General features: G+C 61.8%; 18 protein-coding genes. 7 read left to right on the top strand and 11 right to left on the bottom strand.

Features of this window, described 5'->3' with window-relative positions:
* Nucleotide 1 precedes the first annotated feature (1 nt).
* The 3 genes from odhB to AB7783_RS22605 form a co-directional block, all read right to left on the bottom strand.
* Nucleotides 2-1,246 (bottom strand): 2-oxoglutarate dehydrogenase complex dihydrolipoyllysine-residue succinyltransferase, encoded by a 1,245-nt coding sequence (gene odhB / locus AB7783_RS22615; RefSeq protein WP_441231048.1) that lies wholly within the window; start codon nucleotides 1,244-1,246, stop codon nucleotides 2-4.
* Nucleotides 1,247-1,362: 116 nt separating this feature from the next.
* Entirely contained in the window at nucleotides 1,363-4,320 is a 2,958-nt protein-coding gene (locus AB7783_RS22610; RefSeq protein WP_093757752.1) for a 2-oxoglutarate dehydrogenase E1 component, read from the bottom strand.
* A gap of 174 nt (nucleotides 4,321-4,494) precedes the next feature.
* The gene (locus AB7783_RS22605) at nucleotides 4,495-5,178 is read right to left on the bottom strand and encodes a TetR/AcrR family transcriptional regulator (RefSeq protein ID WP_120287622.1); all 684 of its coding nucleotides are present in this window, start codon (nucleotides 5,176-5,178) and stop codon (nucleotides 4,495-4,497) included.
* A 235-nt stretch (nucleotides 5,179-5,413) separates the two neighbouring features.
* On the opposite strand from AB7783_RS22605, the gene AB7783_RS22600 reads away from it, so the two are divergent.
* From AB7783_RS22600 to AB7783_RS22590, 3 genes are all read left to right on the top strand, one after another.
* On the top strand, nucleotides 5,414-5,956 hold the full coding sequence (locus tag AB7783_RS22600; RefSeq protein WP_441278851.1) for an OsmC family protein: 543 nt from the start codon (nucleotides 5,414-5,416) through the stop codon (nucleotides 5,954-5,956).
* Nucleotides 5,957-6,025: 69 nt separating this feature from the next.
* Nucleotides 6,026-7,165, top strand: a complete 1,140-nt coding sequence (locus tag AB7783_RS22595; RefSeq protein WP_158596731.1) for an acyl-CoA dehydrogenase family protein — start codon at nucleotides 6,026-6,028, stop codon at nucleotides 7,163-7,165.
* Between the two features lie 125 nt (nucleotides 7,166-7,290).
* On the top strand, nucleotides 7,291-8,169 hold the full coding sequence (locus tag AB7783_RS22590; protein ID WP_441278850.1) for a sulfurtransferase: 879 nt from the start codon (nucleotides 7,291-7,293) through the stop codon (nucleotides 8,167-8,169).
* Nucleotides 8,170-8,291: 122 nt separating this feature from the next.
* On the opposite strand, the gene sucD is transcribed toward AB7783_RS22590, so the two are convergent.
* From sucD to AB7783_RS22560, 6 genes are all read right to left on the bottom strand, one after another.
* Entirely contained in the window at nucleotides 8,292-9,176 is an 885-nt protein-coding gene (sucD, locus tag AB7783_RS22585) for a succinate--CoA ligase subunit alpha (protein ID WP_093757749.1), read from the bottom strand.
* 4 nt (nucleotides 9,177-9,180) lie between these two features.
* Nucleotides 9,181-10,377 (bottom strand): ADP-forming succinate--CoA ligase subunit beta, encoded by a 1,197-nt coding sequence (gene sucC, locus AB7783_RS22580; RefSeq protein ID WP_089263274.1) that lies wholly within the window; start codon nucleotides 10,375-10,377, stop codon nucleotides 9,181-9,183.
* 206 nt (nucleotides 10,378-10,583) lie between these two features.
* The gene (gene mdh, locus AB7783_RS22575; RefSeq protein WP_175369281.1) at nucleotides 10,584-11,549 is read right to left on the bottom strand and encodes a malate dehydrogenase; all 966 of its coding nucleotides are present in this window, start codon (nucleotides 11,547-11,549) and stop codon (nucleotides 10,584-10,586) included.
* Nucleotides 11,550-11,756: 207 nt separating this feature from the next.
* On the bottom strand, nucleotides 11,757-12,941 hold the full coding sequence (gene zapE / locus AB7783_RS22570) for a cell division protein ZapE (RefSeq protein WP_120287618.1): 1,185 nt from the start codon (nucleotides 12,939-12,941) through the stop codon (nucleotides 11,757-11,759).
* A gap of 65 nt (nucleotides 12,942-13,006) precedes the next feature.
* Complete coding sequence (thpR, locus tag AB7783_RS22565) at nucleotides 13,007-13,543, bottom strand: RNA 2',3'-cyclic phosphodiesterase (RefSeq protein ID WP_231078692.1); 537 nt, start codon at nucleotides 13,541-13,543, stop codon at nucleotides 13,007-13,009.
* Between the two features lie 227 nt (nucleotides 13,544-13,770).
* Nucleotides 13,771-14,478 (bottom strand): arylesterase, encoded by a 708-nt coding sequence (locus tag AB7783_RS22560; protein ID WP_089263282.1) that lies wholly within the window; start codon nucleotides 14,476-14,478, stop codon nucleotides 13,771-13,773.
* Between AB7783_RS22560 and AB7783_RS22555 the strand changes: the two genes are divergently transcribed.
* From AB7783_RS22555 to AB7783_RS22540, 4 genes are all read left to right on the top strand, one after another.
* Nucleotides 14,477-15,217: an ABC transporter ATP-binding protein gene (locus AB7783_RS22555; protein WP_089263284.1), complete on the top strand. Its 741-nt coding sequence runs from the start codon at nucleotides 14,477-14,479 to the stop codon at nucleotides 15,215-15,217. The genes AB7783_RS22560 and AB7783_RS22555 overlap by 2 nt on opposite strands.
* Nucleotides 15,218-15,221: 4 nt before the next feature.
* On the top strand, nucleotides 15,222-17,792 hold the full coding sequence (locus AB7783_RS22550; RefSeq protein WP_441278849.1) for an ABC transporter permease: 2,571 nt from the start codon (nucleotides 15,222-15,224) through the stop codon (nucleotides 17,790-17,792).
* A 312-nt stretch (nucleotides 17,793-18,104) separates the two neighbouring features.
* A complete protein-coding gene (locus AB7783_RS22545) occupies nucleotides 18,105-18,893 on the top strand; it encodes a Bax inhibitor-1/YccA family protein (protein WP_089263288.1) in 789 nt (262 codons plus the stop codon).
* A gap of 82 nt (nucleotides 18,894-18,975) precedes the next feature.
* Complete coding sequence (locus AB7783_RS22540; RefSeq protein ID WP_441278848.1) at nucleotides 18,976-19,500, top strand: N-acetyltransferase family protein; 525 nt, start codon at nucleotides 18,976-18,978, stop codon at nucleotides 19,498-19,500.
* 15 nt (nucleotides 19,501-19,515) lie between these two features.
* Here the strand turns inward: AB7783_RS22540 and AB7783_RS22535 are convergent, their stop codons facing one another.
* Together AB7783_RS22535 and AB7783_RS22530 are read right to left on the bottom strand one after the other, a co-directional pair.
* Nucleotides 19,516-19,890 (bottom strand): DUF2794 domain-containing protein, encoded by a 375-nt coding sequence (locus AB7783_RS22535; RefSeq protein ID WP_175369277.1) that lies wholly within the window; start codon nucleotides 19,888-19,890, stop codon nucleotides 19,516-19,518.
* Between the two features lie 436 nt (nucleotides 19,891-20,326).
* Nucleotides 20,327-21,079, bottom strand: coding sequence for a DUF1223 domain-containing protein (locus AB7783_RS22530; protein WP_089263293.1), 753 nt, complete (start codon nucleotides 21,077-21,079; stop codon nucleotides 20,327-20,329).
* Nucleotides 21,080-21,165: the final 86 nt, after the last annotated feature.

Genomic DNA, 21,165 nt, shown 5'->3' with positions numbered 1-21,165 from the left:
GTTAGAGATCCAGAACGAGACGGGCTGGATCTTCCAGGCTTTCCTTGACGCGGACGAGGAAGGTCACGGCTTCCTTGCCGTCGATCACGCGGTGATCGTAGGACACCGCCAGATACATCATCGGGCGGATCTCGATCTTGCCGCCGACCACGACCGGACGTTCCTGGATCTTGTGCATGCCGAGGATGGCCGACTGCGGTGCGTTCAGGATCGGCGTCGACATCAGCGAGCCGTAGATGCCGCCATTGGTGATGGTGAAGGTGCCACCTTGCATTTCGTCGATCTTGAGTTGACCGTCACGGGCGCGCTTGCCGAAATCTGCAATGGTCTTTTCGATGTCGGAGATCGACTTGGTATCGCAATCGCGCACCACGGGGACCACGAGGCCCTTGTCGGTGCCGACGGCGACGCCGACGTGATAGTAGTTCTTGTAGATCAGGTCGGAGCCATCGATCTCGGCGTTCACGGCCGGAATATCCTTCAACGCCTGCACGCAGGCCTTGGTGAAGAAGCCCATGAAGCCGAGCTTGGTGCCGTGCTTCTTCTCGAACACATCCTTGTACTGCGAGCGCAGCGCCATCACGTTGGTCATGTCGACCTCGTTGAAAGTCGTCAGCATCGCGGCGGTGTTCTGCACGTCCTTGAGGCGGCGCGCGATGGTCTGACGCAGGCGCGTCATTTTCACGCGCTCTTCGCGGGCAGCATCGTCAGCGGGTGACGGCGCACGTACCTGCACGGCGGCGGCAGACTGATTGATCGGCGTCGGTGCCGACGCAGCCTTTTCGATCGCAGCGAGCATGTCGCCCTTGGTCACGCGGCCATCCTTGCCCGAGCCGGGGACGGTGGCGGCATCGATGCCGCTCTCTGCCGAGATCTTGCGGACCGACGGCGCCAGTGGCGCATCGACGGGTGCGGACTTCTGAGCGGGAGCAGGCGCAGCAGCGGCAGGTGCAGCGGCCGGAGTCGGGGCAGCGGGCTTCGCAGGAGCAGCAGCCGGTTTGGCGCCACCGGCGCCATCGGTGATCTGGCCGAGCAGTGCGCCGACAGCGACGGTCTCGCCATCCTTGGCAACGATTTCGCCGAGTACGCCAGCGGACGGCGCGGGCACTTCGATCGTGACCTTGTCGGTCTCGAGTTCGACCAACGGCTCGTCAACGGCGACGGCATCGCCAGCCTTCTTGAACCAGCGGCCGATGGTGGCTTCCGTCACGGATTCGCCGAGCGTGGGAACGCGAATTTCAGTCATTGTCTATTTCCTCTTGTGGCGTGGCGACCCGCTCGGTCATCCCTGCCTGAACTTAAAATCAATGGGGATATGCGAATGCCCCGCGGGTGCGGGGCATTCGCCAACAGAATGGAGGCTTAGCCGAGCGCTTCGTCGAGGAAGGCCTTGAGCTGGGCGAGATGCTTGGACATCAGGCCGGTGGCGGTCGCCGCAGATGCGGCGCGGCCGGCGTAACGCGGACGCTTGTGGGTGGCGTTGATCTGGTTGAGCACCCATTCGAGATACGGCTCGATGAAGTGCCAACCGCCCATGTTGCGCGGCTCTTCCTGACACCAGACGAATTCCGCACCCTTGAAGCGGGTCAGCTCCTGCACCAGCGTCTTCAGCGGCACCGGATAGAGCTGCTCGATGCGCATCAGGTAGACATCGTCGATGCCGCGCTTCTCGCGCTCCTCGTAGAGGTCGTAATAGACCTTGCCGGAGCACAGAACGACGCGACGGATCTTGTTGTCGGCGGTGAGCTTGATCTTCTCGTCCGGCAGCTTCTCCGCATCGTCGAACAACACGCGATGGAACGATGTGTCGGCACCGAGTTCGCTCAGCTTCGACACCGCACGCTTGTGGCGCAGCAGCGACTTCGGCGTCATGACGATCAGCGGCTTGCGAATCTCACGCTTCAACTGACGACGCAGCATGTGGAAGTAGTTGGCCGGAGTAGTCGGATAGACCACCTGCATGTTGTCTTCGGCGCACATCTGGAGGAAACGCTCAAGGCGTGCGGAGGAATGCTCCGGGCCCTGGCCTTCATAGCCATGCGGCAGCAGGCAGACGAGGCCCGACATACGCAGCCACTTGCGTTCGCCCGAGGAGATGAACTGGTCGAACAGCACCTGTGCGCCGTTGGCGAAGTCGCCGAACTGCGCTTCCCAGATGGTCAGCGCCTTCGGCTCGGCCAGCGAGTAGCCGTATTCGAATCCGAGCACGGCTTCTTCGGACAGCAGCGAGTTGATGACCTCGTAGTGACCCTGGTCGGGCTTGAGGTGGTTGAACGGCGTGTAGCGGCTTTCGTCTTCCTGGTCGAACAGCACCGAATGGCGCTGCGAGAAGGTGCCGCGCTCCGAGTCCTGGCCGGACAGCCGGACATGGTGGCCTTCTTCCATCAGGGTACAGAATGCCAGCGCCTCGCCGGTCGCCCAGTCGATGCCTTCGCCACTGTCGATCGCCTTGGCGCGGGTGTCGAGGAAACGCTGCACCGTGCGGTGAACGCGGAAACCATCGGGCACCTTGGTGATCTTGGCGCCGATCTCCTTCAGCGTCTTGACGTCGACGCCGGTCACGCCGCGACGGGGATCTTCCTCCTGGTCGGCATATTTGAAGCCGGCCCACTTGCCGTCGAGCCAGTCAGCCTTGTTCGGCTTGTAGCCGGCGCCGGCTTCGAGTTCGGCATCGAGACGGGCGCGCCAGTCGGCCTTCGCCTTATCGACTTCGCCCTCGGTCATCACGCCATCGGCGATGATGCGCTTGGCATAGATATCCAGCGTCGACTGATGCGCGCCGATCTTCTTGTACATCACCGGCTGGGTGAACGCCGGCTCATCGCCTTCGTTATGGCCGTGGCGGCGATAGCAGAACATGTCGATGACGACAGGCTTGTGGAACTTCTGCCGGAACTCGATCGCGATCTTGGCGGCGAACACCACCGCTTCCGGATCGTCGCCGTTCACATGGAAGATCGGAGCATCGATCATCTTCGCGACGTCGGACGGATAGGGCGACGAACGGGAGTAACGCGGATAGGTGGTGAAGCCGATCTGGTTGTTGACGATGAAGTGGATCGAACCGCCGGTGCGATAGCCCTTCAGGTCCGACAGCGCGAAGCATTCCGCGACCACGCCCTGACCTGCGAAGGCCGCATCGCCATGCATCAGCAGAGGCAGCACGGAAATGCGCTGGTCTGGCGGATCACCATTCTGGTCCTGCTTGGCGCGGACCTTTCCGAGCACCACGGGATCGACGATTTCAAGATGCGACGGATTCGCCGTCAGCGACAGATGGATATTGTTGTTGTCGAACTCGCGATCCGACGAGGCGCCGAGGTGATACTTGACGTCACCCGAGCCTTCGACCTCGTCCGGATTGGCCGAGCCGCCCTTGAATTCATGGAACAGCGCGCGGTGCGGCTTACCCATCACCTGGGTCAACACATTCAGGCGACCGCGATGTGGCATGCCGACGACGATGTCACGGACACCGAGGCTGCCGCCGCGCTTGATAATCTGTTCCAGCGCCGGGATCAGTGATTCGCCGCCGTCGAGGCCGAAGCGCTTGGTACCGGTGAACTTGACGTCGCAAAACTTCTCGAAGCCGTCGGCCTCGACCAGCTTCTGGAGGATGGCGCGGCGGCCTTCCGGCGTGAAGCTGATTTCCTTGTCCGGGCCTTCGATGCGTTCCTGGATCCACGCCTTCTGCGCGCGGTTGGAAATGTGCATGAACTCGACGCCGAGGGTCTGGCAGTAGGTGCGCTGCAGGATCGCAACGATCTCACGAAGCGTGCCGTATTCGAGGCCGATGACGTTATCGAGGAAGATCTTGCGGTCGTAGTCGGCATCGGTGAAGCCGTAGGAGCGCGGATCGAGCTCCTCGTGATCCTTCTGGCCTTCGATGCCCAGCGGATCGAGATTGGCGTGGAAATGGCCGCGCATGCGGAAGGCACGGATCAGCATCAAGGCGCGCACCGAATCGCGGGTCGCCTGATTGATGTCGCCGGTCGGGGCGGCAGCACCGGGCTGCGCGGTCTTGGCGGCGAGCTTGGCACCCATCACCTTCTCGACCTGGGCCCAGTTGCCGTCCATGGCGGAGGTCAGGTCGTCCTTCGGCGTCAGCGGCCAGTTGGCCTTCTCCCAGGACGGGCCTTCGGCGTTCTTCTGAACGTCGGCGGGCGAGTCCTTCAGGCTCTTGAAGAACTCCTGCCACTCGGCATCGACCGAGGAGGGGTCCTTTTCGTAACGGGCATAGAGTTCGTCGATGTAAGTGGCGTTTGCGCCTTGCAGAAATGAGGAGAGTGCAAAGGCGGCGTTCGCGTCCTGGCGAGACATGATGGCGTCCTGATTTGGTATCGCGCGGAAATTTTAACGAGGGCTGATCCGGTTGCCGGACCATCCTAAAGTCGAGCGAGCTTCTACCCTATTTAATCCGAATGTGCGCCCTGAAAAGCACGAAGAACTGAATATTTCGTCAATTCTTTGTGCGCGAGATTTTGTCCGCTGATTTCAGTCGACGACACTGAGGTCTTCCTTGGCCAAAGCGGCGGCGCCGCCTTGCAGTCCGGCGCGTCGGGTGCGGCGGATTTTGGGCGGTCCGCAGGCCTCGTCGAGCAGGGCATTGGCGGCCATGCCGGCGGCGTCTGCCACGGTCGGATCGCGGGTCACCATGGCGGCGACGATGGCGCCGTCCATCAAGAGGCCGATCTGGTGCGCGAGAAAGTCCGGCTTCTTGGCGCCGGCGGCCTCGGCCAGTCCGGAGATGTGCTTGAGAATGAATGATTTATGCCGGATCGTGATGTCGCGCAGCCGGGTCTCGTCCTTGGCGTGCTCGCCGACTGCATTGATGAAAACACAGCCATAATAGGTCTCTTCGGCAAACCAGCTCTTCAGCGCGGGGAAGATCGAATCCAGCTTTTCGCGCGGGGTTTTGGCGCGTTCCACGGCCGCAATGAACCAGCCGCGCCAGGTCTCGCTCTCAGCCCTGAGCACGGCGTCGACCAGATCGTCCTTGGATTTGAAGTTCTTGTAGAGCGTGGTTTTGGCCGTGCCGGCCTCGCTGACGATGGCGTCGATACCGGTGGCATTGATGCCATTTTTGCAGAACAGCCTTGTCGCCGCGACCATCAGCCGCTCGCGCGGCGTCACCTGCGGAACACTGCTTTCGACGGCCTGCGGCATCGCATCGGTCATGCCCTGTCATATGTCATGCCGCGCGCGACGTGCAAGCGATCATCGGTTCCTGACCAATATTCGAGCGGGCAAACGCCGGCTTGGCGCGTTAAGAGGCAGTCTGGCCGTCGACCTATTTTGCGCCATTCACCCAACCAACTGATATCGCGTTGCTTTCAGGCTTCGCGCTCACTGGCATGCTTTCTGCAAAGCTACAGAACGTTCTGTATCTATCATTGTCCAAGGGAGAAACCAAATGACTGCTGTTGCCGCCAAACCCGCCCTGACCGGCTGCCTTGCGCCGATCGACAAAGGCGGGCTCGAACAGCTGATCGCCAACGGCAAAGCCAATCCCAATGTCATCAAGACGCTGAAGTGCAAGACGGTGGCCGAGGGCAAGTTCCGCCACGCCAACTACATCCGCAACCTGCCGCCTTACATCGTCGATGAGCCGCCGGCGCTGCTCGGCGACGACACTGCGCCGAATCCGTCAGAGGCGTCATTGGCGGCGCTTGGCTCCTGCATCGCCGTCGGTCTGCACGCCAATGCCGTGCATCGTGGCTGGACCGTCAACAAACTCGAACTGCAGCTCGAAGGCGATCTCAACATCACAGCTGTCTGGGGCACCGGCGATATCAGCGAGAAGCCGGTCGGTTTTACCGATGTGCGTATCAAGGTCGACATGGAATGCGAAGGCGTTCCGCAGGCCGAGATCGATGCGCTGATCGATCATGTCAAGAAGTGGTCGCCCGTCGCCAACACCTTCACGCGTCCGGTCAATCTCGAAGTCTCTGCCTGAATGTGAGGTCGCGCGGTCGCAGCGATGCGGCCGCAACTTCTCTCTTCCTTGCGCGTGACGGAGATCGACATGACCACGACGGCAGTGCTGCGGAAATCGGATGATGTTGAGGTGACGGATGACACGCCGTCGCTTGTCGAACGAATGGCCGCCGTCGCGCGCACGGATCTTTCACCGATCGCTTTGGAGATCGATGAAGGCACGATCTATCCCGATCGGGCGCTGCGCCGTCTCGGGGAGGTCGGTGCCTGGTCCGCACATGCTGATCTCGGTGAAACCATCGCGGGCATCACCACCATCGGCGAGACCTGCGGCTCCACGGCCTTCATGGCGTGGTGCCAGAACACGCTGGTCTGGTACATTCTCAACTCCGACAACGCCGCGCTGAAGGCGAAGTATCTGAGCGATGCCGCAAGCGGCAAACTGCTCGGCGGCACCGGCCTCTCCAATCCGATGAAGAGCTTCTTTGGCATCGAGAAGCTCAAGCTGAAAGGTCGCCGCACGGATGGCGGCTATATCGTGCGCGGTGCGCTGCCATGGGTGTCGAATCTCGGCCCCGACCATATGTTCGGCACCATCTTCGAACTCGATGACGGCTCCGGCGAGAAGGTGATGTTCCTCGCCGAATGCGCCGACGAGAATCTCTCGCTGACGCCATGCAAGCCGTTCCTCGCGATGGATGGCACCGGCACCTACGCCGTGCAATTTCGCGACGTCTTCATTCCAGACGATCAGGTGCTCGCGGCGCCGGCGATGCCTTTCGTGAAGAGAATTCGCGCCGGGTTCATCCTGATGCAGATGGGCATGGGCCTCGGGCTGGTGCGCGATTGCGTTGCTATCATGCATAGCGTCAAGCCGTCGCTCGCCCACGTCAATTGCTTCCTGCCGCAGCAGCCCGAGGATTTCGCCGGGCTTCTCGCGAAAATGGAGGCTGAGACGATGATGCTCGCCGCCACACCCTTTGACACGAGCAATGCCTATTGGCGCAGCGTCGTCGAACTGCGTCTGCGCGCCGGCGACGCCGCCGTCGCCGCAGCCCATGCAGCGATGCTGCATTGTGGCGCGCGCGGCTATCTCAAATCGCACCGCGCCCAGCGCCGACTGCGCGAAGCCTATTTCGTGGCGATCGTCACCCCCGCCACCAAGCAGCTCAGAAAAATGCTCGCAGACAATGCGCGCGAATATCAGGGAGACCAGGGCGGGGCGTGATCCCGATCATGCAAATGATCCCGATCACGCGAACGGAAAGCGAATTGACTTAAGTCACGGTGAAACGACAGGCGATCCAGCACAAACGACTCAACAACGACGGTTCAACACAGTGGAGGCTTTCAATGGCTGAAGTTCTCATTTCCGCAGACGACCTCGTCACGTTCATGAAGTCAGAACCTTGTGTCATCATCGACACGCGCAATCCCGACGCCTATGCGGCCGGGCATATCCCCGGCGCCGTCAATCTCCATGAGATCTTTACGTTCCTCGCCACCTCGACGCCCGAAGGTATGGACGAGTTGAAGAAGAAGTTCGCTGCGGCCTTCGGCGGTGCCGGCCTGTCCGGCAACGAGACTGCGGTGATCTACGAACAGTCGATGAATTCGGGCTTCGGCCAGTCCTGCCGCGGCTACTTCCTGCTGGAGTTTCTTGGCTATCCCAAGATCAAGGTCCTGCATGGCGGCTTTGAAGCCTGGACCATGAAGGGCCTGCCGACCACCACGGATGTTCCGACGCCGACAACAGCATCCTTCGTTATCAAGCCGGAAGCCGGTTCGATCCTGATCGATGCGGGCACCATGCAGGGCGCGCTCGGCAATCCGTCGATCGCCATCCTCGACGTACGCGATGTCGATGAATGGATCGGCGAAAGCTCGTCGCCTTACGGCAAGGATTTCTGCCCGCGCATGGGCCGCATCCCCGGTGCGGTCTGGATCGAGTGGTACCGCATGATGAAACCGACATCGGAAGGACCGCGCTTCAAGTCGAAGAACGAGATCCTCGCCGAATGCGCGACCGTCGGCATCACGCCGTCGACCACGGTGTATCTCTACTGCTTCAAGGGTGCGCGGGCGTCGAACACGTTTCTCGCGCTGAAGAACGCAGGCGTGTCTGATGTCCGGATGTATTTTGGTTCGTGGAACGAATGGTCGCGCGATACGAAGTATCCAATCGAGGAAGGTTTGCCGCTGGTTGGCGAGAAGCAGGCGCAGGCGGCGTAGAACTCCAGTGTCCTCGCCCGGCCGAGCGCGCACTTGGACCGGGCGATGACAGTCAAAGTGTCAAAACAAAAGGCCCGCTCTCGCGAGCGGGCCTTTCTTATTCTCAACTCCTCGAGCTCAGCTTAGCCCTTCAGCACATCCACCAGCGTGGTGCCGAGGCGCGCGGGCGATGGCGAGACGCGGATGCCGGCGGCTTCCATGGCTGCGATCTTCGACTGGGCGTCGCCCTTGCCGCCCGACACGATGGCGCCGGCATGACCCATGCGACGGCCGGGAGGTGCGGTGACGCCGCCGATGAAGCCGACCATCGGCTTCTTGCGGCCGCGCTTGGCTTCGTCCTTGATGAACTGTGCCGCGTCCTCTTCCGCCGAACCACCGATTTCGCCGATCATGATGATCGAGGTGGTCTTGGGGTCGGCCAGGAACATCTCGAGCACGTCGATGAATTCGGTGCCCTTGACCGGATCGCCGCCGATGCCAACCGCCGAGCTCTGGCCGAGGCCGGCCTGGGTGGTCTGGAACACGGCTTCATAGGTCAGCGTGCCGGAGCGCGACAGGATGCCGACGCTGCCGGGCTTGAAGATGTTGGCCGGCATGATGCCGATCTTCGATTCGCCAGCGGTGACGACGCCCGGGCAGTTCGGCCCGATCAGGCGTGACTTGGAGCCGGACAGCGAACGCTTGACGCGCACCATGTCGAGCACCGGAATGCCTTCGGTGATGCAGACGATAAGCGGGATTTCCGCATCGATCGCTTCGCAGATCGCATCGGCTGCGCCCGGCGGCGGCACGTAGATCACGGATGCATCGGCGCCGGTCTTGTCGCGGGCTTCGGCCACGGTGTCGAACACCGGCAGGCCGATATGCGTGGAGCCACCTTTGCCTGGCGAAGTGCCGCCGACCATCTTGGTGCCGTAGGCAATCGCCTGTTCGGAGTGGAAGGTGCCGTTCTTGCCGGTAAAGCCCTGGCAGATGACCTTGGTGTTCTTGTCGATCAGGACGGACATCGGCTTACTTTCCCTTCACGGCGTTGACGATCTTCTGAGCGGCGTCGTCGAGATCGTCGGCGGGCAGAACGTTGAGACCGGATTCACGGATGATCTTCTTGCCTTCCTCGACATTGGTACCTTCGAGGCGGACAACCAGTGGCACCTGAAGGCCGACAGCCTTCACTGCGGCGACAACGCCGGCAGCGATGACGTCGCATTTCATAATGCCGCCGAAGATGTTGACCAGGATGCCCTTCACGTTCGGATCGGCAGTGATGATCTTGAACGCTGCGGTTACCTTCTCCTCGGAAGCACCGCCACCGACGTCGAGGAAGTTGGCCGGGCTTTCGCCATACAGCTTGATGATGTCGAGCGTGGCCATTGCGAGGCCCGCGCCGTTGACCATGCAGCCGATGGTGCCGTCGAGCGCGATGTAAGCGAGGTCATATTTCGACGCCTCGATTTCCTTGGCGTCTTCTTCGGTCGTGTCGCGCAGCGCGACGATTTCCGGGTGACGATACAGCGCGTTCGAGTCGAACGACATCTTGGCATCGAGGCACTTCAGCTCGCCCTGCTTGGAGATGATCAGCGGATTGATCTCCAGCATGTCCATGTCCTTGGCGATGAATGCGGTGTAGAGCTGCGACACCAGCTTCTCGGCCTGCTTGGCGAGATCGCCCTTGAGGCCAAGCGCCTGAGCCACGGTGCGGCCGTGGTGGCCCATCACGCCGGTGGCCGGATCGACCGAAAAGGTCACGATCTTGTCCGGGGTGTTGTGCGCGACTTCCTCGATGTTCATGCCGCCTTCGGTGGAAACCACGAAAGCAACGCGCGAGGTCTCACGGTCGACGAGGAGGGAGAGATAGAACTCCTTCTCAATGTCCGAGCCGTCTTCCAGATAGATCCGGTTGACCTGCTTGCCGGCCGGGCCGGTCTGTTCGGTGACGAGGGTTGCGCCGAGCATTTCCTTGACGAACTGCTTGGTCTCGTCGATCGACTTGGCGAGGCGGACGCCGCCCTTGTCGCCGGCCGATGCTTCCTTGAACTTGCCCTTGCCGCGGCCGCCGGCGTGGATTTGGCTCTTCACCACCCACAACGGACCGCCCAGCTGCTTGGCGGCAGCTTCAGCTTCCTCGGCCTTGAGGATTGGCACGCCCTTGGAAACGGGCACGCCGAATTCCTTCAGCACGGCCTTCGCCTGATATTCATGGATATTCATAAGTTGCTCCCGAACCCCGGATGGTGAACTTGGAATTCACGTCGTTTTCTTCGAACTGGCATACCGTATACCAAGCATGCTGCATGTCAAAGTCGACGATAATTCCGCGTGACGGACGAATTGGCTGAGGGGTTCGTTGCAGTGTTTGCCAACGTCGTCAAATGCAAAACCGGCACCCCTAGGGTGCCGGTGAAGTGATCTTGATCTTAGCCGAGCAGGTCGGGTGCGATCTTCTTGCAGGCGTCCATCAGGCCGACCACCGAAGCGACCGACTTGTCGAAGCCTTCCTTGTCCTTGCCGAGGAGTTCGATCTCGACGATGCGCTCGACACCCTTGGCGCCGATGACAACGGGAACGCCGACATACATGTCCTTGACGCCGTATTCACCGTTCAGGTGAACGGCGCAGGGCAGAACGCGCTTCTTGTCCTTGAGATAGCTCTCAGCCATCGCGATGGCCGACGCGGCCGGAGCGTAGAAGGCCGAACCGGTCTTCAGCAGGTTGACGATCTCGGCGCCGCCGTTACGGGTACGGTCGACGATTTCGTCGATGCGGGCCTGCGAGGTCCAGCCCATCTTGACGAGGTCGGGCAGCGGGATGCCGGCAACGGTCGAATACTTGACCAGCGGAACCATGGTGTCGCCGTGGCCACCGAGCACGAAGGCGGTGACGTCTTCGACCGACACATTGAATTCATCGGCCAGGAAGTAGCGAAAGCGCGCCGAGTCCAGCACGCCGGCCATGCCGACGACCTTGTTCGCCGGCAGGCCGCAGGCCTTCTGCAGCGCCCAGACCATCGCGTCGAGCGGGTTGGTGATGCAGATGACGAAGGCGTTCGGGGCGTACTTCTTGATGCCTGCGCCAACCTGCTCCATCACCTTGAGGTTGATCGAGAGCAAGTCGTCGCGGCTCATGCCCGGCTTGCGCGGCACGCCGGCGGTGACGATGATGACGTCCGAACTTTCGATCGCCTCATAGGAGTTGGCGCCGGTCAGCTTGGCGTCGAAGCCGTCAACCGGCGAGGATTGCGCGAGATCGAGCGATTTGCCCTGCGGCACACCTTCCGCAATGTCGAACATCACGACGTCGCCGAGTTCTTTCAGGCCGACGAGGTGAGCAAGTGTTCCGCCGATCTGACCAGAACCAATCAATGCGATTTTGTTACGCGCCATGGGAAATCTATCCTTTAAGCCCGAAGGGGTAGGGAGGGAGCAGGAAATGCTGACAGGCTGGTTATCCCTTTCGCGGACACCGTTCAAGTCGGAGCCTGCCCAATTGTCGAGCGCCGGCCTGCAATGCAAATTATTATGAGTGAACTGGAAATTGGAATCGCTCGTGAAAGTACCGATTCCGCTTTGATATCGATCTGATCGCGCGCGTCAGGTTTCGACCAGGCCCGTGGTGGCGCCTGACGCCGTGGAATCGCTGCGGCCATGGGGCAGGGCCAGATATGTTTCTGAACCCATCTCGAACAGCCGCGACGCGGTCCGCGCGAATTCCATTGCCTCGAAACCTTCGCTGGCCTGATACAGCGCGTGCGGTTCGCCGGCGGCCGAGGCCATCAGCTTCACGGCATTGTCATAGAGCGTGTCGATGAGAGCGATGAAGCGTTTGGCGGCGTTGCGGTCGCCGTAGTCCATCATCGGAATATGTTCGATGAACAGCGTGTGATAGTCGTGCGCCAGTTTCAGATAGTCTGACGCGCCAAGCGGCTTCTCGCAGAGGTCGCCAAATGAAAACCGGGCCACGCCCTGCGCTTCCAGGGGAACACGCAGCGTGCGGCCCTTGATCGAGATATCACGCGACTTTGCGGGTGCGCCGCCCGTGAGCTTTGCCCAAGCCTTGTCGAGCGCAGCCTTTGCTGCATCATCGTCCGGCACCAGCCAGCTCTTTACGCCGGCCAGTTTTTCCAATCGATAGTCGGTGCGTGAATCCAGCTTGCGCACCTCCATATGATCTTCGATCTGTTTGATGAACGGCAAGAACAGCGCGCGGTTGAGCCCGCCTTTGTAGAGATTGACGGGTTCGACATTGGACGTCGCGAAGACGACGGTGCCGAGTTCGAACAGCCGTGCGAACAGTCGGCCGAGGATCATCGCATCGGCGATGTCGGTGACGTGAAATTCGTCGAAGCAGAGGAGCCAGGCTTCGTCGAAGATCGAATTCGCCGTCAGCGCGATGACATCGCCGTCGGGGAGCTCGCCGCTCGCGATTTTCTGGCGAAAATTATAGATGCGCTCATGGGTGTCGGCCATGAACTCATGGAAATGAGCGCGACGCTTGTGCGTGACCGCGCTGGCTTCGAAGAACAGGTCCATCAGCATGGTCTTGCCGCGGCCGACCTCGCCATGGACGTAGAGACCGCGCGGCGGTTGCATATCCTTGTCGCCGAACAGGCGTCCAAAGAAGCCCTGCTTGCGCGGTGGCTTATAAGTGGACAGCGCAACGTCGAGCGCCGCGATGGCCTCGACGGCGCCGGCCTGCGCCGGGTCAGCCTCGATAGCGCCGGAGGCTACGAGGGCTTGATATTGTTCGCGGAAGGATTGCGGAGGGCTGGACGACATGGGGCCCTAACGGCCCCATGCGCCCGGAAAATGCAAGATACGAATTGGTCGAAGCGGATATGCGCTCATGCGCAGAGCGCGTAGGAATCCTCGACCAGATAAGGGCCGCCGCCCGTGGATGCCCGCGAGGAGAACAGCACGAAGCGCGAGGCGGTGAAGATCTTCGTCGGGAAGTAGCCCCGCACCGAAAGATAGTCGGCGACGTCGCGGTCGCAGGAGTCGCGCAACCGGGCCAGCGTGACATGCGGCGTGAATTTGCGGCCCTCGGGCTCGAGCCCGCAGCGGCGCACCAGCCGTTCCAGTTCGGATTGCAGTTCAAGCAGCGGACGGCTCGGATCAACCGAGGCGACGACAGCGCGGGGCTTCTTGCCGCCGAAGCTCGACAGGCCGCGCACCGCGACCTCGAAGGGGCGGCGTTCCACGCGCGACATCAGATCGGCGATTTCGTTGGCGGAAACGCCATCGATGTCGCCGATGAAGCGAAGCGTGACATGATAATTTTCGGGATCGATCCAGCGTGCGCCTGGCAGGCCGCCACGCAAATTGGCCAATGTCTGGCCGATCTCGGCTGGTATCTCCAGTCCGGCGAACAAACGCGGCATAGTCAGCTCCTCTTTGCCGGGGCGCGATTTTCGCCGAAAGGTGCTGACTACGGTGTGCTTACGCACGCCCGCACCCCTCGGCGAAAATCATGCCCGAACAAACGAGCCGGTGACGAATCACCGATGTCTTTTTTTACCCGACTTCTGTGACTCTGCGAAGCAGATGCCGCGCTCGGTGCATGAAGGTTCCGTGAAAAACCGTCATTAAGGTTGAGGCTGCCTGTTTCTCAACTGCGTTGCCCAGCGATCGTGCCGACAAATGCCTCGACGCTGGGCAGGATGTTTTTCACGACGATGTCGACCCCATCCGCTGTCGGATGCATCGCGTCGGCCTGGTTGAGCTTGCTGTCCCCGGCGACGCCTTCGAGAAAGAACGAATAGAGCGGCACGCCAAATTGCTTGGCGAGATCCGGATAGATCGAATTGAACTTTTCCGCATAGTCGGCGCCGTAGTTCGGCGGTGCCACCATGCCGCAGAGAAGCACGGCGATGTTGCGGGCCTTCAGCCGCGTCAGAATCTCGGTGAGTGCCGCCCGCGGGACCTTCGGATCGGTGCCGCGCAGCGCGTCGTTGGCGCCGAGTTCGACGATCACGCCCTGCGTCCCCTCGGGCACCGACCAGTCGAGCCGCCCGAGGCCGCCCGAGGTGGTATCCCCGGATACACCGGCATTGATCATCTCGACCTCTATCCCCTTGTCCTTCAGGGCCTTTTGTAGCCGGACCGGAAACGCGGCTGCCGCCGGCAGGCCATAACCTGCGCTCAGGGAGTCCCCCAGCACGACCAGTTTGACGGGCTTGGCCGTGCCGGTGGCGGCCGTCTGCGCCGTGGCGGTGGGGATCGGAAGTGCGACCGTCAGCCCGGCGACGACCAGCCACATAAACGTGCGCAGCAGCCCCTCGACCGCCGCAAACGAAGTGCCATATGAAGCTCGCATGGATACTTTCATTGAAGCCTCATCATCGGCCGGCGTTTCGCCGGACACCATTTCAATCTCGAACATCAACCTCTCGCTCGGCACCGGCGCCGCGCGGGTGCATATCCTCAAGGATATCAGCCTGCGCGTCGGATCGGGTGAAGCGATCGGGCTGATTGGCCCGTCGGGCTCCGGCAAGTCCACGCTGCTGATGGTGATGGCGGGGCTGGAGCGTCCTGACTCCGGTCAGGTGGTGGTCAATGGCACCTCTTTCAATGATCTCGATGAGGACGGATTGGCGCGGTTTCGCGGCCGTCATGTCGGCATCGTCTTCCAGTCCTTTCACCTGATCCCGACCATGACGGCGCTGGAGAATGTCGCGGTACCGCTGGAGCTGGCAGGTCATCCCGACCCAGCCGGCCGTGCGGCGCGCGAGCTGGAAGCGGTCGGTCTCGGCGCCCGTCTGCATCACTATCCGACCCAGCTTTCCGGTGGCGAGCAGCAGCGCGTCGCGCTGGCGCGCGCATTGGCGCCGGATCCTGCGATCCTGGTCGCCGACGAGCCGACCGGCAATCTCGACGAATCCACCGGCGGCCAGATCGTCGATCTCTTGTTCGCGCAGCACGCCCAGCGCGGCATGACGCTGGTGCTGGTGACCCACGACAACACGCTGGCGCATCGCTGTGACCGCGTGGTGCGACTACGTTCCGGCCGGATCGATGGTCCCGCCACCGAGCGCAACTGGGTCGAGACGGCCTGATCCGATGATCACCATCACCGAGACCATTCCTAACAGCCGAGGCCCGTCGCTGGCGCTGCGTTACGCTTTCCGCGAGATGCGCAGCGGCCTCCGTGGCTTCTACGTTTTCATCGCCTGCATCGCGCTGGGCGTCATGGCCATCGCCGGCGTCGGTTCGGTCGCGGCTAGTCTCGGCGAGGGCGTGGCGCGTGAAGGCCGTACGCTGCTCGGCGGCGACGTGGCATTCTCGCTGATGCAGCGTGAGGCCAAGCCGGAAGAACTCGCCTTCTTGCGCGCACGCGGTGCGGTGTCGGTTGCCGCAACGCTGCGCGGCATGGCGCGCGCGCCGGACGGCAATCTTGCGCTTGTTGAGGTCAAGGCCGTCGATGGCAGCTATCCCTTGCTCGGCAAGGCGACCCTGGCGCCGGACATGCCGATGAGCGATCTGCTCGCCGAACGTGACGGGGCCTATGGCGCCGCGACGGATACGACATTGATGGCCCGGCTAGGCCTCAAGGTTGGTGACCGCCTCACGGTCGGTAATGCGACGTTCGAGCTTCGCAGCGAAATTTCAGCGGAGCCCGACAAACTCGCTGGCGGTGTCGGGTTCGCGCCGCGTTTCCTCACCAGTGAGGACGCTCTGCGCGCCACCAAGCTTCTGCAGCCCGGCAGTCTGGTGCGCTGGATCTATCGTGTTCGCCTGCCGGACACCGTTTCCGGCGATCGCGCTGCCAAGGCGCTGGCTGACGATGCGCGTGCCCAATTGCCGCAAGCCGGCTGGGAAATCCGTTCGCGCGACAACGCGTCGCCGCAGCTTGAGCGTACCATCACGCGATTCACCCAGTTCCTGACGTTGGTCGGCCTCGCGTCCCTGCTGGTCGGCGGCGTCGGCGTCGCCAATGCCGTGAAGAGCCATATTGATCGCCGTCGCGATGTCATCGCGTCGTTGAAAGCGCTTGGCGCGACTGGCCGCGACGTATTCGCGATCTACCTCACCCAGGTACTGGTGCTGGCGGTGATCGGCTCGCTGATCGGCATGGTGGTCGGTGCGTCCCTGCCGTTTGCCATTGTCGGCCTGTTTGGCAAGCTGCTGCCGCTGCCGGTGGTGCCGGCGCTTCATCTCGGCGAGCTGGCGTTGTCGTTGCTGTACGGGCTGCTGACGGCGCTGGCTTTTGGGCTGTGGCCCTTGGCCCGGGTGCATGACGTCCCGGTCGCGGCGCTGTTTCGTGATGCGGCATTGACGGAATCTCACCGGCCGAAGTTGCGCTACATACTCTGGATGGCACTCGTGGTCGGGGTGCTGATCGCGGTGGTGGTCGGGCTCGCTTACGACAAACGCGTCGCTGCCGTATTTGTGGTGTCGTCGATGGTCGTTTTCGCCTTGCTGCGCGGTATCGCCGGCGCATTGATGGCTTTTGCGCGTAAATTACCGCGGCCGAGCATGACCATGCTGCGGCTGGCTATTGCCAATATCTACCGGCCGGGCGCGCTGACGCCGTCGGTGGTGATGTCGCTCGGGCTCGGCCTGACCGTGCTGGTGACCGTCACCCAGATCGACGGCAATCTGCGCCGGCAGTTCATGGCGGCGCTGCCGGAGAAGGCGCCGTCGTTCTATTTCATCGACATTCCCTCAACCGATGCCGACCGCTTCAGCGCGTTTCTCAGGGAGAAGCAGCCGCAGTCGACCGTCGAGGATGTGCCGATGCTGCGCGGCCGGATCGTCGCCGCGCGCGGCGTCAAGGCAGAAGACCTCAAGCCGTCATCCGATGCCGAATGGGTACTGCAGAGCGACCGCGGCCTCAGTTACACCAACGAGGTTCCGCGCGGCTCCAAGCTGGTCGAGGGCGAATGGTGGGCACCCGACTATAGCGGGCCGCCACTGGTGTCGTTCGAGAAGAAGCTGGCCGACGGGCTCGGGCTCAAACTCGGCGACGAGGTTACCGTCAACGTGCTCGGCCGCGATATCACCGCCAGGATAGGCAATATGCGGTCCGTCGACTGGCAGAGCCTCGGCATCAATTTCGTGCTGGTGTTCTCGCCCAATACCTTCCGCGGTGCGCCACATACCCATATTGCCACGCTGACCGAACCGAAGTCCGATCCGTCCCAGGACGCCGGTCTGGTCAAGGCGGTGGCCGACGCATTCCCGATGATCACCACCGTCCGGGTCCGGGAAGCGCTCGACACTGTGGGATCGGTTGTCACAAATCTCGTGCTGGCGATCCGCGGTACCAGCGCGGTGACGCTGCTCTCGGCCATCCTCGTGCTCGGTGGCGCGCTGGCCGCCGGTCACCGGCATCGCGTCTATGACGCCGTGATTCTCAAGACCCTCGGCGCAACGCGTGCGCGGCTTCTGGGTGCCTATGCCCTCGAATATCTGATGATCGGCCTGGCCACGGCGGTGTTTGGGGTCATCGCCGGCTCGGTGGCGGCGTGGCTGATCGTCACGCGCCTGATGACGCTGAGCTTTGTCTGGCAGGCTGGCAGCGCGGCTGGCGTCGTGCTGGCGGCGCTAATTGTCACAGTGGGTTTGGGCCTGGTGGGTACGTTGGTAGCCTTGAACCAGAAGCCTGCCACCGTGTTACGGAATTTGTGACCTGTTTTGACACGAAGCAGCCTTTGCACGGGCTGATTCGTGCAAAATGACTGAGAAATCGCCAAGCTTGCGTCAGGCTGAAAGTTTACCAGGATGCCTGAATACAAATCGGAGCGACATTCCGCCACGCGTGGAAGCTTGCAGCGAATGTGTTAGTTTACCACATACCCTTTGGGTCAGACATCGAGTGCAGATGACGTCGATTTTTTATGAAATCGAGTTTAGTGTCAGGAAGCGCAGATATCTGGGATATAATTTGAACCGGCGACGCGAACCCTTTGCGATCAGCCGGACAACATCGAGGTTTCGACCATGTCGGATCTAGACCGTAACTATGCTTCCCCCTTCGGCCGGGCCGGCGCGCGCGATGCCGCTGCCGTGGACGCCGGACTGCGCTCCTACATGCTGCGCATCTACAACTACATGACGATCGGTCTGGCCATCACCGGCCTGGCTGCTCTGGGCGTGTACATGGCCGCCGTGACTACCGACCCGTCGGGCGCCGCTGCGCGGATCGGCAGCTCCTACCTGACGCCGTTCGGCTACGCGATGTTCGTGAGCCCGCTGAAATGGGTGTTCATCCTGGCGCCGCTGGTGATGGTGTTCGCCATCTCGTTCGGCATTAACCGGCTGAAGCCGGCTACTGCGCAGTTGCTGTTCTGGGCCTTCGCGGCTCTGATGGGCATCTCGCTGTCGTCGATCTTCCTGGTGTACACGCACACGTCGATCGTGCGGGTGTTCTTCATCACCGCTGCCTCGTTCGGTGCGCTGAGCCTTTACGGCTACACCACCAAGCGTGACATGACGGGCATGGGCTCGTTCCTGCTGATGGGCTTGTTCGGCATCATCATCGCGAGCGTCGTGAACATCTTCGTCGCTTCGTCGATGCTGCAGTTCATCGTGTCGGTCGTCGGTGTGCTGATCTTCGCGGGCCTCACTGCCTACGATACCCAGCGGTTGAAGAATGACTACATCTACGGTTACGCCTCGCAGGGCGGCGATATCGCCGAGCGCGCGGCGATCACCGGTGCCCTGTCGCTCTACTTGAACTTCATCAACCTGTTCACGCTGCTGCTGCAGCTGCTCGGACAGCGCGAATAAGCTCAGAGCATAGAGAAGATCTTAGCCCCGGCCGAAAGGCTGGGGCTTTTCTTTTGGGCGGAGCAAAAATAGTCTCAGCGCCATGTCCGATATTGAAATCAGGCCCGCCACGGCGGCAGATCTGCCCGCGATCACCGCGATCTATGCCGAGGCGGTGCAGTTCGGCACGGCCACGTTCGAAATGATCCCACCAGATTTGGCCGAGATGACGCGGCGTTTCGAGGGGATGGTGAGCGGGGGCTATCCGTATCTCGCGGCTGTGCTGGAAGGCCGGGTTGTCGGCTATGCCTATGCCAGCGCGCATCGCCCGCGACCGGCCTATCGCTTTACCGTCGAGAATTCGATTTATCTCGATCCGAAAGCCCAACGGCGAGGCGTTGGCGGCAAACTTCTCGCGCGGCTGATCGCCGAATGCGAGAGCCGCGGCTACCGCCAGATGGTCGCCGTGATCGGTGACAGCGCGAATGCCGGCTCCATCGCGGTTCATCGCAATGCCGGATTTCAGATGGTTGGGGTGCATACCGATGTCGGGTTCAAGTTCGATCGCTGGCTTGATACCGTTTCGATGCAGCTCGCACTTGGCGACGGCGCCCGCACGCTTCCCTGACGCTCTGCGAATCGATTACACTACCGCCAGCTTGCGATCGATCACCAGGAGCACGCGGTCGAGTTCCTGGCCGCGGCGCAGAATCATGCCGCTGGCCGAAATCACGCTATACATGCCCTGCTTGCGCGCCAGTCGCGGATCTTTCTCGATGCGATAGAGCGGCACTTCCGACGAGCGGCGGAACACCGAGAACACCGCGCGGTCGCGCAGAAAGTCGATGGCGTAATCGCGCCACTCGCCGTCTGAGACCATACGGCCGTACAGATTGAGGATGCGGCTGAGCTCAAGGCGATTGAAGCTGACGACGGGCGCGGTGGCGGGTGATGCGGCGGCTTGGCCCGTCGCCGCGCGATTCTCGGTGGGCTCAGTATCTCCCGGAATCACATTCATGCAGCGCCTCCTGTCATATCGTCGACATGATCGCGCCGACCGCGGTCCTCTGCAAGGGCCGATCCGCAGGCCCGATGGTAGAAATTTCCCGTCACGGGAACGTCAGGTGAATCTTATTGCCGCCAAATTTTGGCCCATCGGGCGCCCTTCTGGATTGCGACAAGAAGATACTGCGTCGGGTCCGGTTCTTCCGGTCTCGGATTCCTCAGCCCCCAGCCCCCCGCGGTCGTTGGGATCGGACCCTGCGCAGGAAGTTAATCCCCACTGGGCCAACGCAAGTTGGTCCTTTTCTTTTTGGTGGATGCTTTTGCGAGACCATCAAACGTCATTGCGATAGGCGAAGCGACGAAGCAATCCAGTTTTCGCCGAGGGCTCACAATGATGCAGGCATGCCACGCGTAAGCGCAGCAGCTACCGAAGTTATCAATCTGAAGACTTACTGTAGCGATGTATAGGCCGCGCCGCGCATCGCGCCGGGCTTGTCGCGCGTGCCGTCTTGCACATAAACGACGGCGGCATCGACGCCATCCCTGGAGATGTTCTCCAGCGGCAGCGTCCAGTTGGCGGCGTTGCCGGTCCAGTCACCGACCTTCAGCCAGTTCCGGACGACATTGTAGTAGGTCAGTTGCTTGCCGCGATTCTCGCCGCGACCGACCGTGATCGGCACTGCCTTCGACACGGAACAGATCCAGACTTCGCCATGCGCTGTATCGGGCGCATTGCTCGATGCGGCAACGGACACGTTGACGTGTTTCCCGGAGACCGACATCGACACCGGCACCGTCATCACGGTGCCTTTCTTGGTTTCGCTGATCGCGCCCTGGATACGATCGGCATCGCTGCCGATCACCTGAGTGGCGCCGTTGACGACGACTTGCGGCGTGTAGACGTCGCGATCACCGCGCATCTGTGAATAGGCCTTCTGCCGCGCGCTGAAACGCGAGTCGGCCAGCGTGTCCTTCCAGCCCAGGTAGTCCCAGTAGTCGATCGGCATGCTCAATGCGATCACGGACGGGTCTTTGGCGAGGTCGCCGATGATCTTGTCTGCAGGCGGGCAGGACGAGCAACCTTGCGAGGTAAACAGCTCCACCACGGCCCTAGGCTGGGCCAGCGCGCTACCGCTTGCTGCAATGGCGGCGCACACGCTGAGCGCGCCGGTCCACTGCGATATGCCGCCAAAGGATTTCATGAGGTTTTGCCACGCTCGAGGTGAGACACATAACAGACGGTGTCGCACATTGGTGTCGCTAACACGTTCATGCCCTCAAACGCCAG

Source organism: Tardiphaga sp. 172_B4_N1_3, assembly GCF_052076035.1.
GTDB lineage: Bacteria > Pseudomonadota > Alphaproteobacteria > Rhizobiales > Xanthobacteraceae > Tardiphaga > Tardiphaga robiniae.
This window is presented reverse-complemented; position numbering and strand designations above follow the sequence as displayed.

Coding starts and splice junctions, on each gene's coding strand:
- odhB (WP_441231048.1), bottom strand. CDS start 1,246: ATGACTGAAATTCGCGTTCCCACGCTCGGCGAATCCGTGACGGAAGCC.
- AB7783_RS22610 (WP_093757752.1), bottom strand. CDS start 4,320: ATGTCTCGCCAGGACGCGAACGCCGCCTTTGCACTCTCCTCATTTCTG.
- AB7783_RS22605 (WP_120287622.1), bottom strand. CDS start 5,178: ATGACCGATGCGATGCCGCAGGCCGTCGAAAGCAGTGTTCCGCAGGTG.
- AB7783_RS22600 (WP_441278851.1), top strand. CDS start 5,414: ATGACTGCTGTTGCCGCCAAACCCGCCCTGACCGGCTGCCTTGCGCCG.
- AB7783_RS22595 (WP_158596731.1), top strand. CDS start 6,026: ATGACCACGACGGCAGTGCTGCGGAAATCGGATGATGTTGAGGTGACG.
- AB7783_RS22590 (WP_441278850.1), top strand. CDS start 7,291: ATGGCTGAAGTTCTCATTTCCGCAGACGACCTCGTCACGTTCATGAAG.
- sucD (WP_093757749.1), bottom strand. CDS start 9,176: ATGTCCGTCCTGATCGACAAGAACACCAAGGTCATCTGCCAGGGCTTT.
- sucC (WP_089263274.1), bottom strand. CDS start 10,377: ATGAATATCCATGAATATCAGGCGAAGGCCGTGCTGAAGGAATTCGGC.
- mdh (WP_175369281.1), bottom strand. CDS start 11,549: ATGGCGCGTAACAAAATCGCATTGATTGGTTCTGGTCAGATCGGCGGA.
- zapE (WP_120287618.1), bottom strand. CDS start 12,941: ATGTCGTCCAGCCCTCCGCAATCCTTCCGCGAACAATATCAAGCCCTC.
- thpR (WP_231078692.1), bottom strand. CDS start 13,543: ATGCCGCGTTTGTTCGCCGGACTGGAGATACCAGCCGAGATCGGCCAG.
- AB7783_RS22555 (WP_089263284.1), top strand. CDS start 14,477: ATGGATACTTTCATTGAAGCCTCATCATCGGCCGGCGTTTCGCCGGAC.
- AB7783_RS22560 (WP_089263282.1), bottom strand. CDS start 14,478: ATGCGAGCTTCATATGGCACTTCGTTTGCGGCGGTCGAGGGGCTGCTG.
- AB7783_RS22550 (WP_441278849.1), top strand. CDS start 15,222: ATGATCACCATCACCGAGACCATTCCTAACAGCCGAGGCCCGTCGCTG.
- AB7783_RS22545 (WP_089263288.1), top strand. CDS start 18,105: ATGTCGGATCTAGACCGTAACTATGCTTCCCCCTTCGGCCGGGCCGGC.
- AB7783_RS22540 (WP_441278848.1), top strand. CDS start 18,976: ATGTCCGATATTGAAATCAGGCCCGCCACGGCGGCAGATCTGCCCGCG.
- AB7783_RS22535 (WP_175369277.1), bottom strand. CDS start 19,890: ATGAATGTGATTCCGGGAGATACTGAGCCCACCGAGAATCGCGCGGCG.
- AB7783_RS22530 (WP_089263293.1), bottom strand. CDS start 21,079: ATGAAATCCTTTGGCGGCATATCGCAGTGGACCGGCGCGCTCAGCGTG.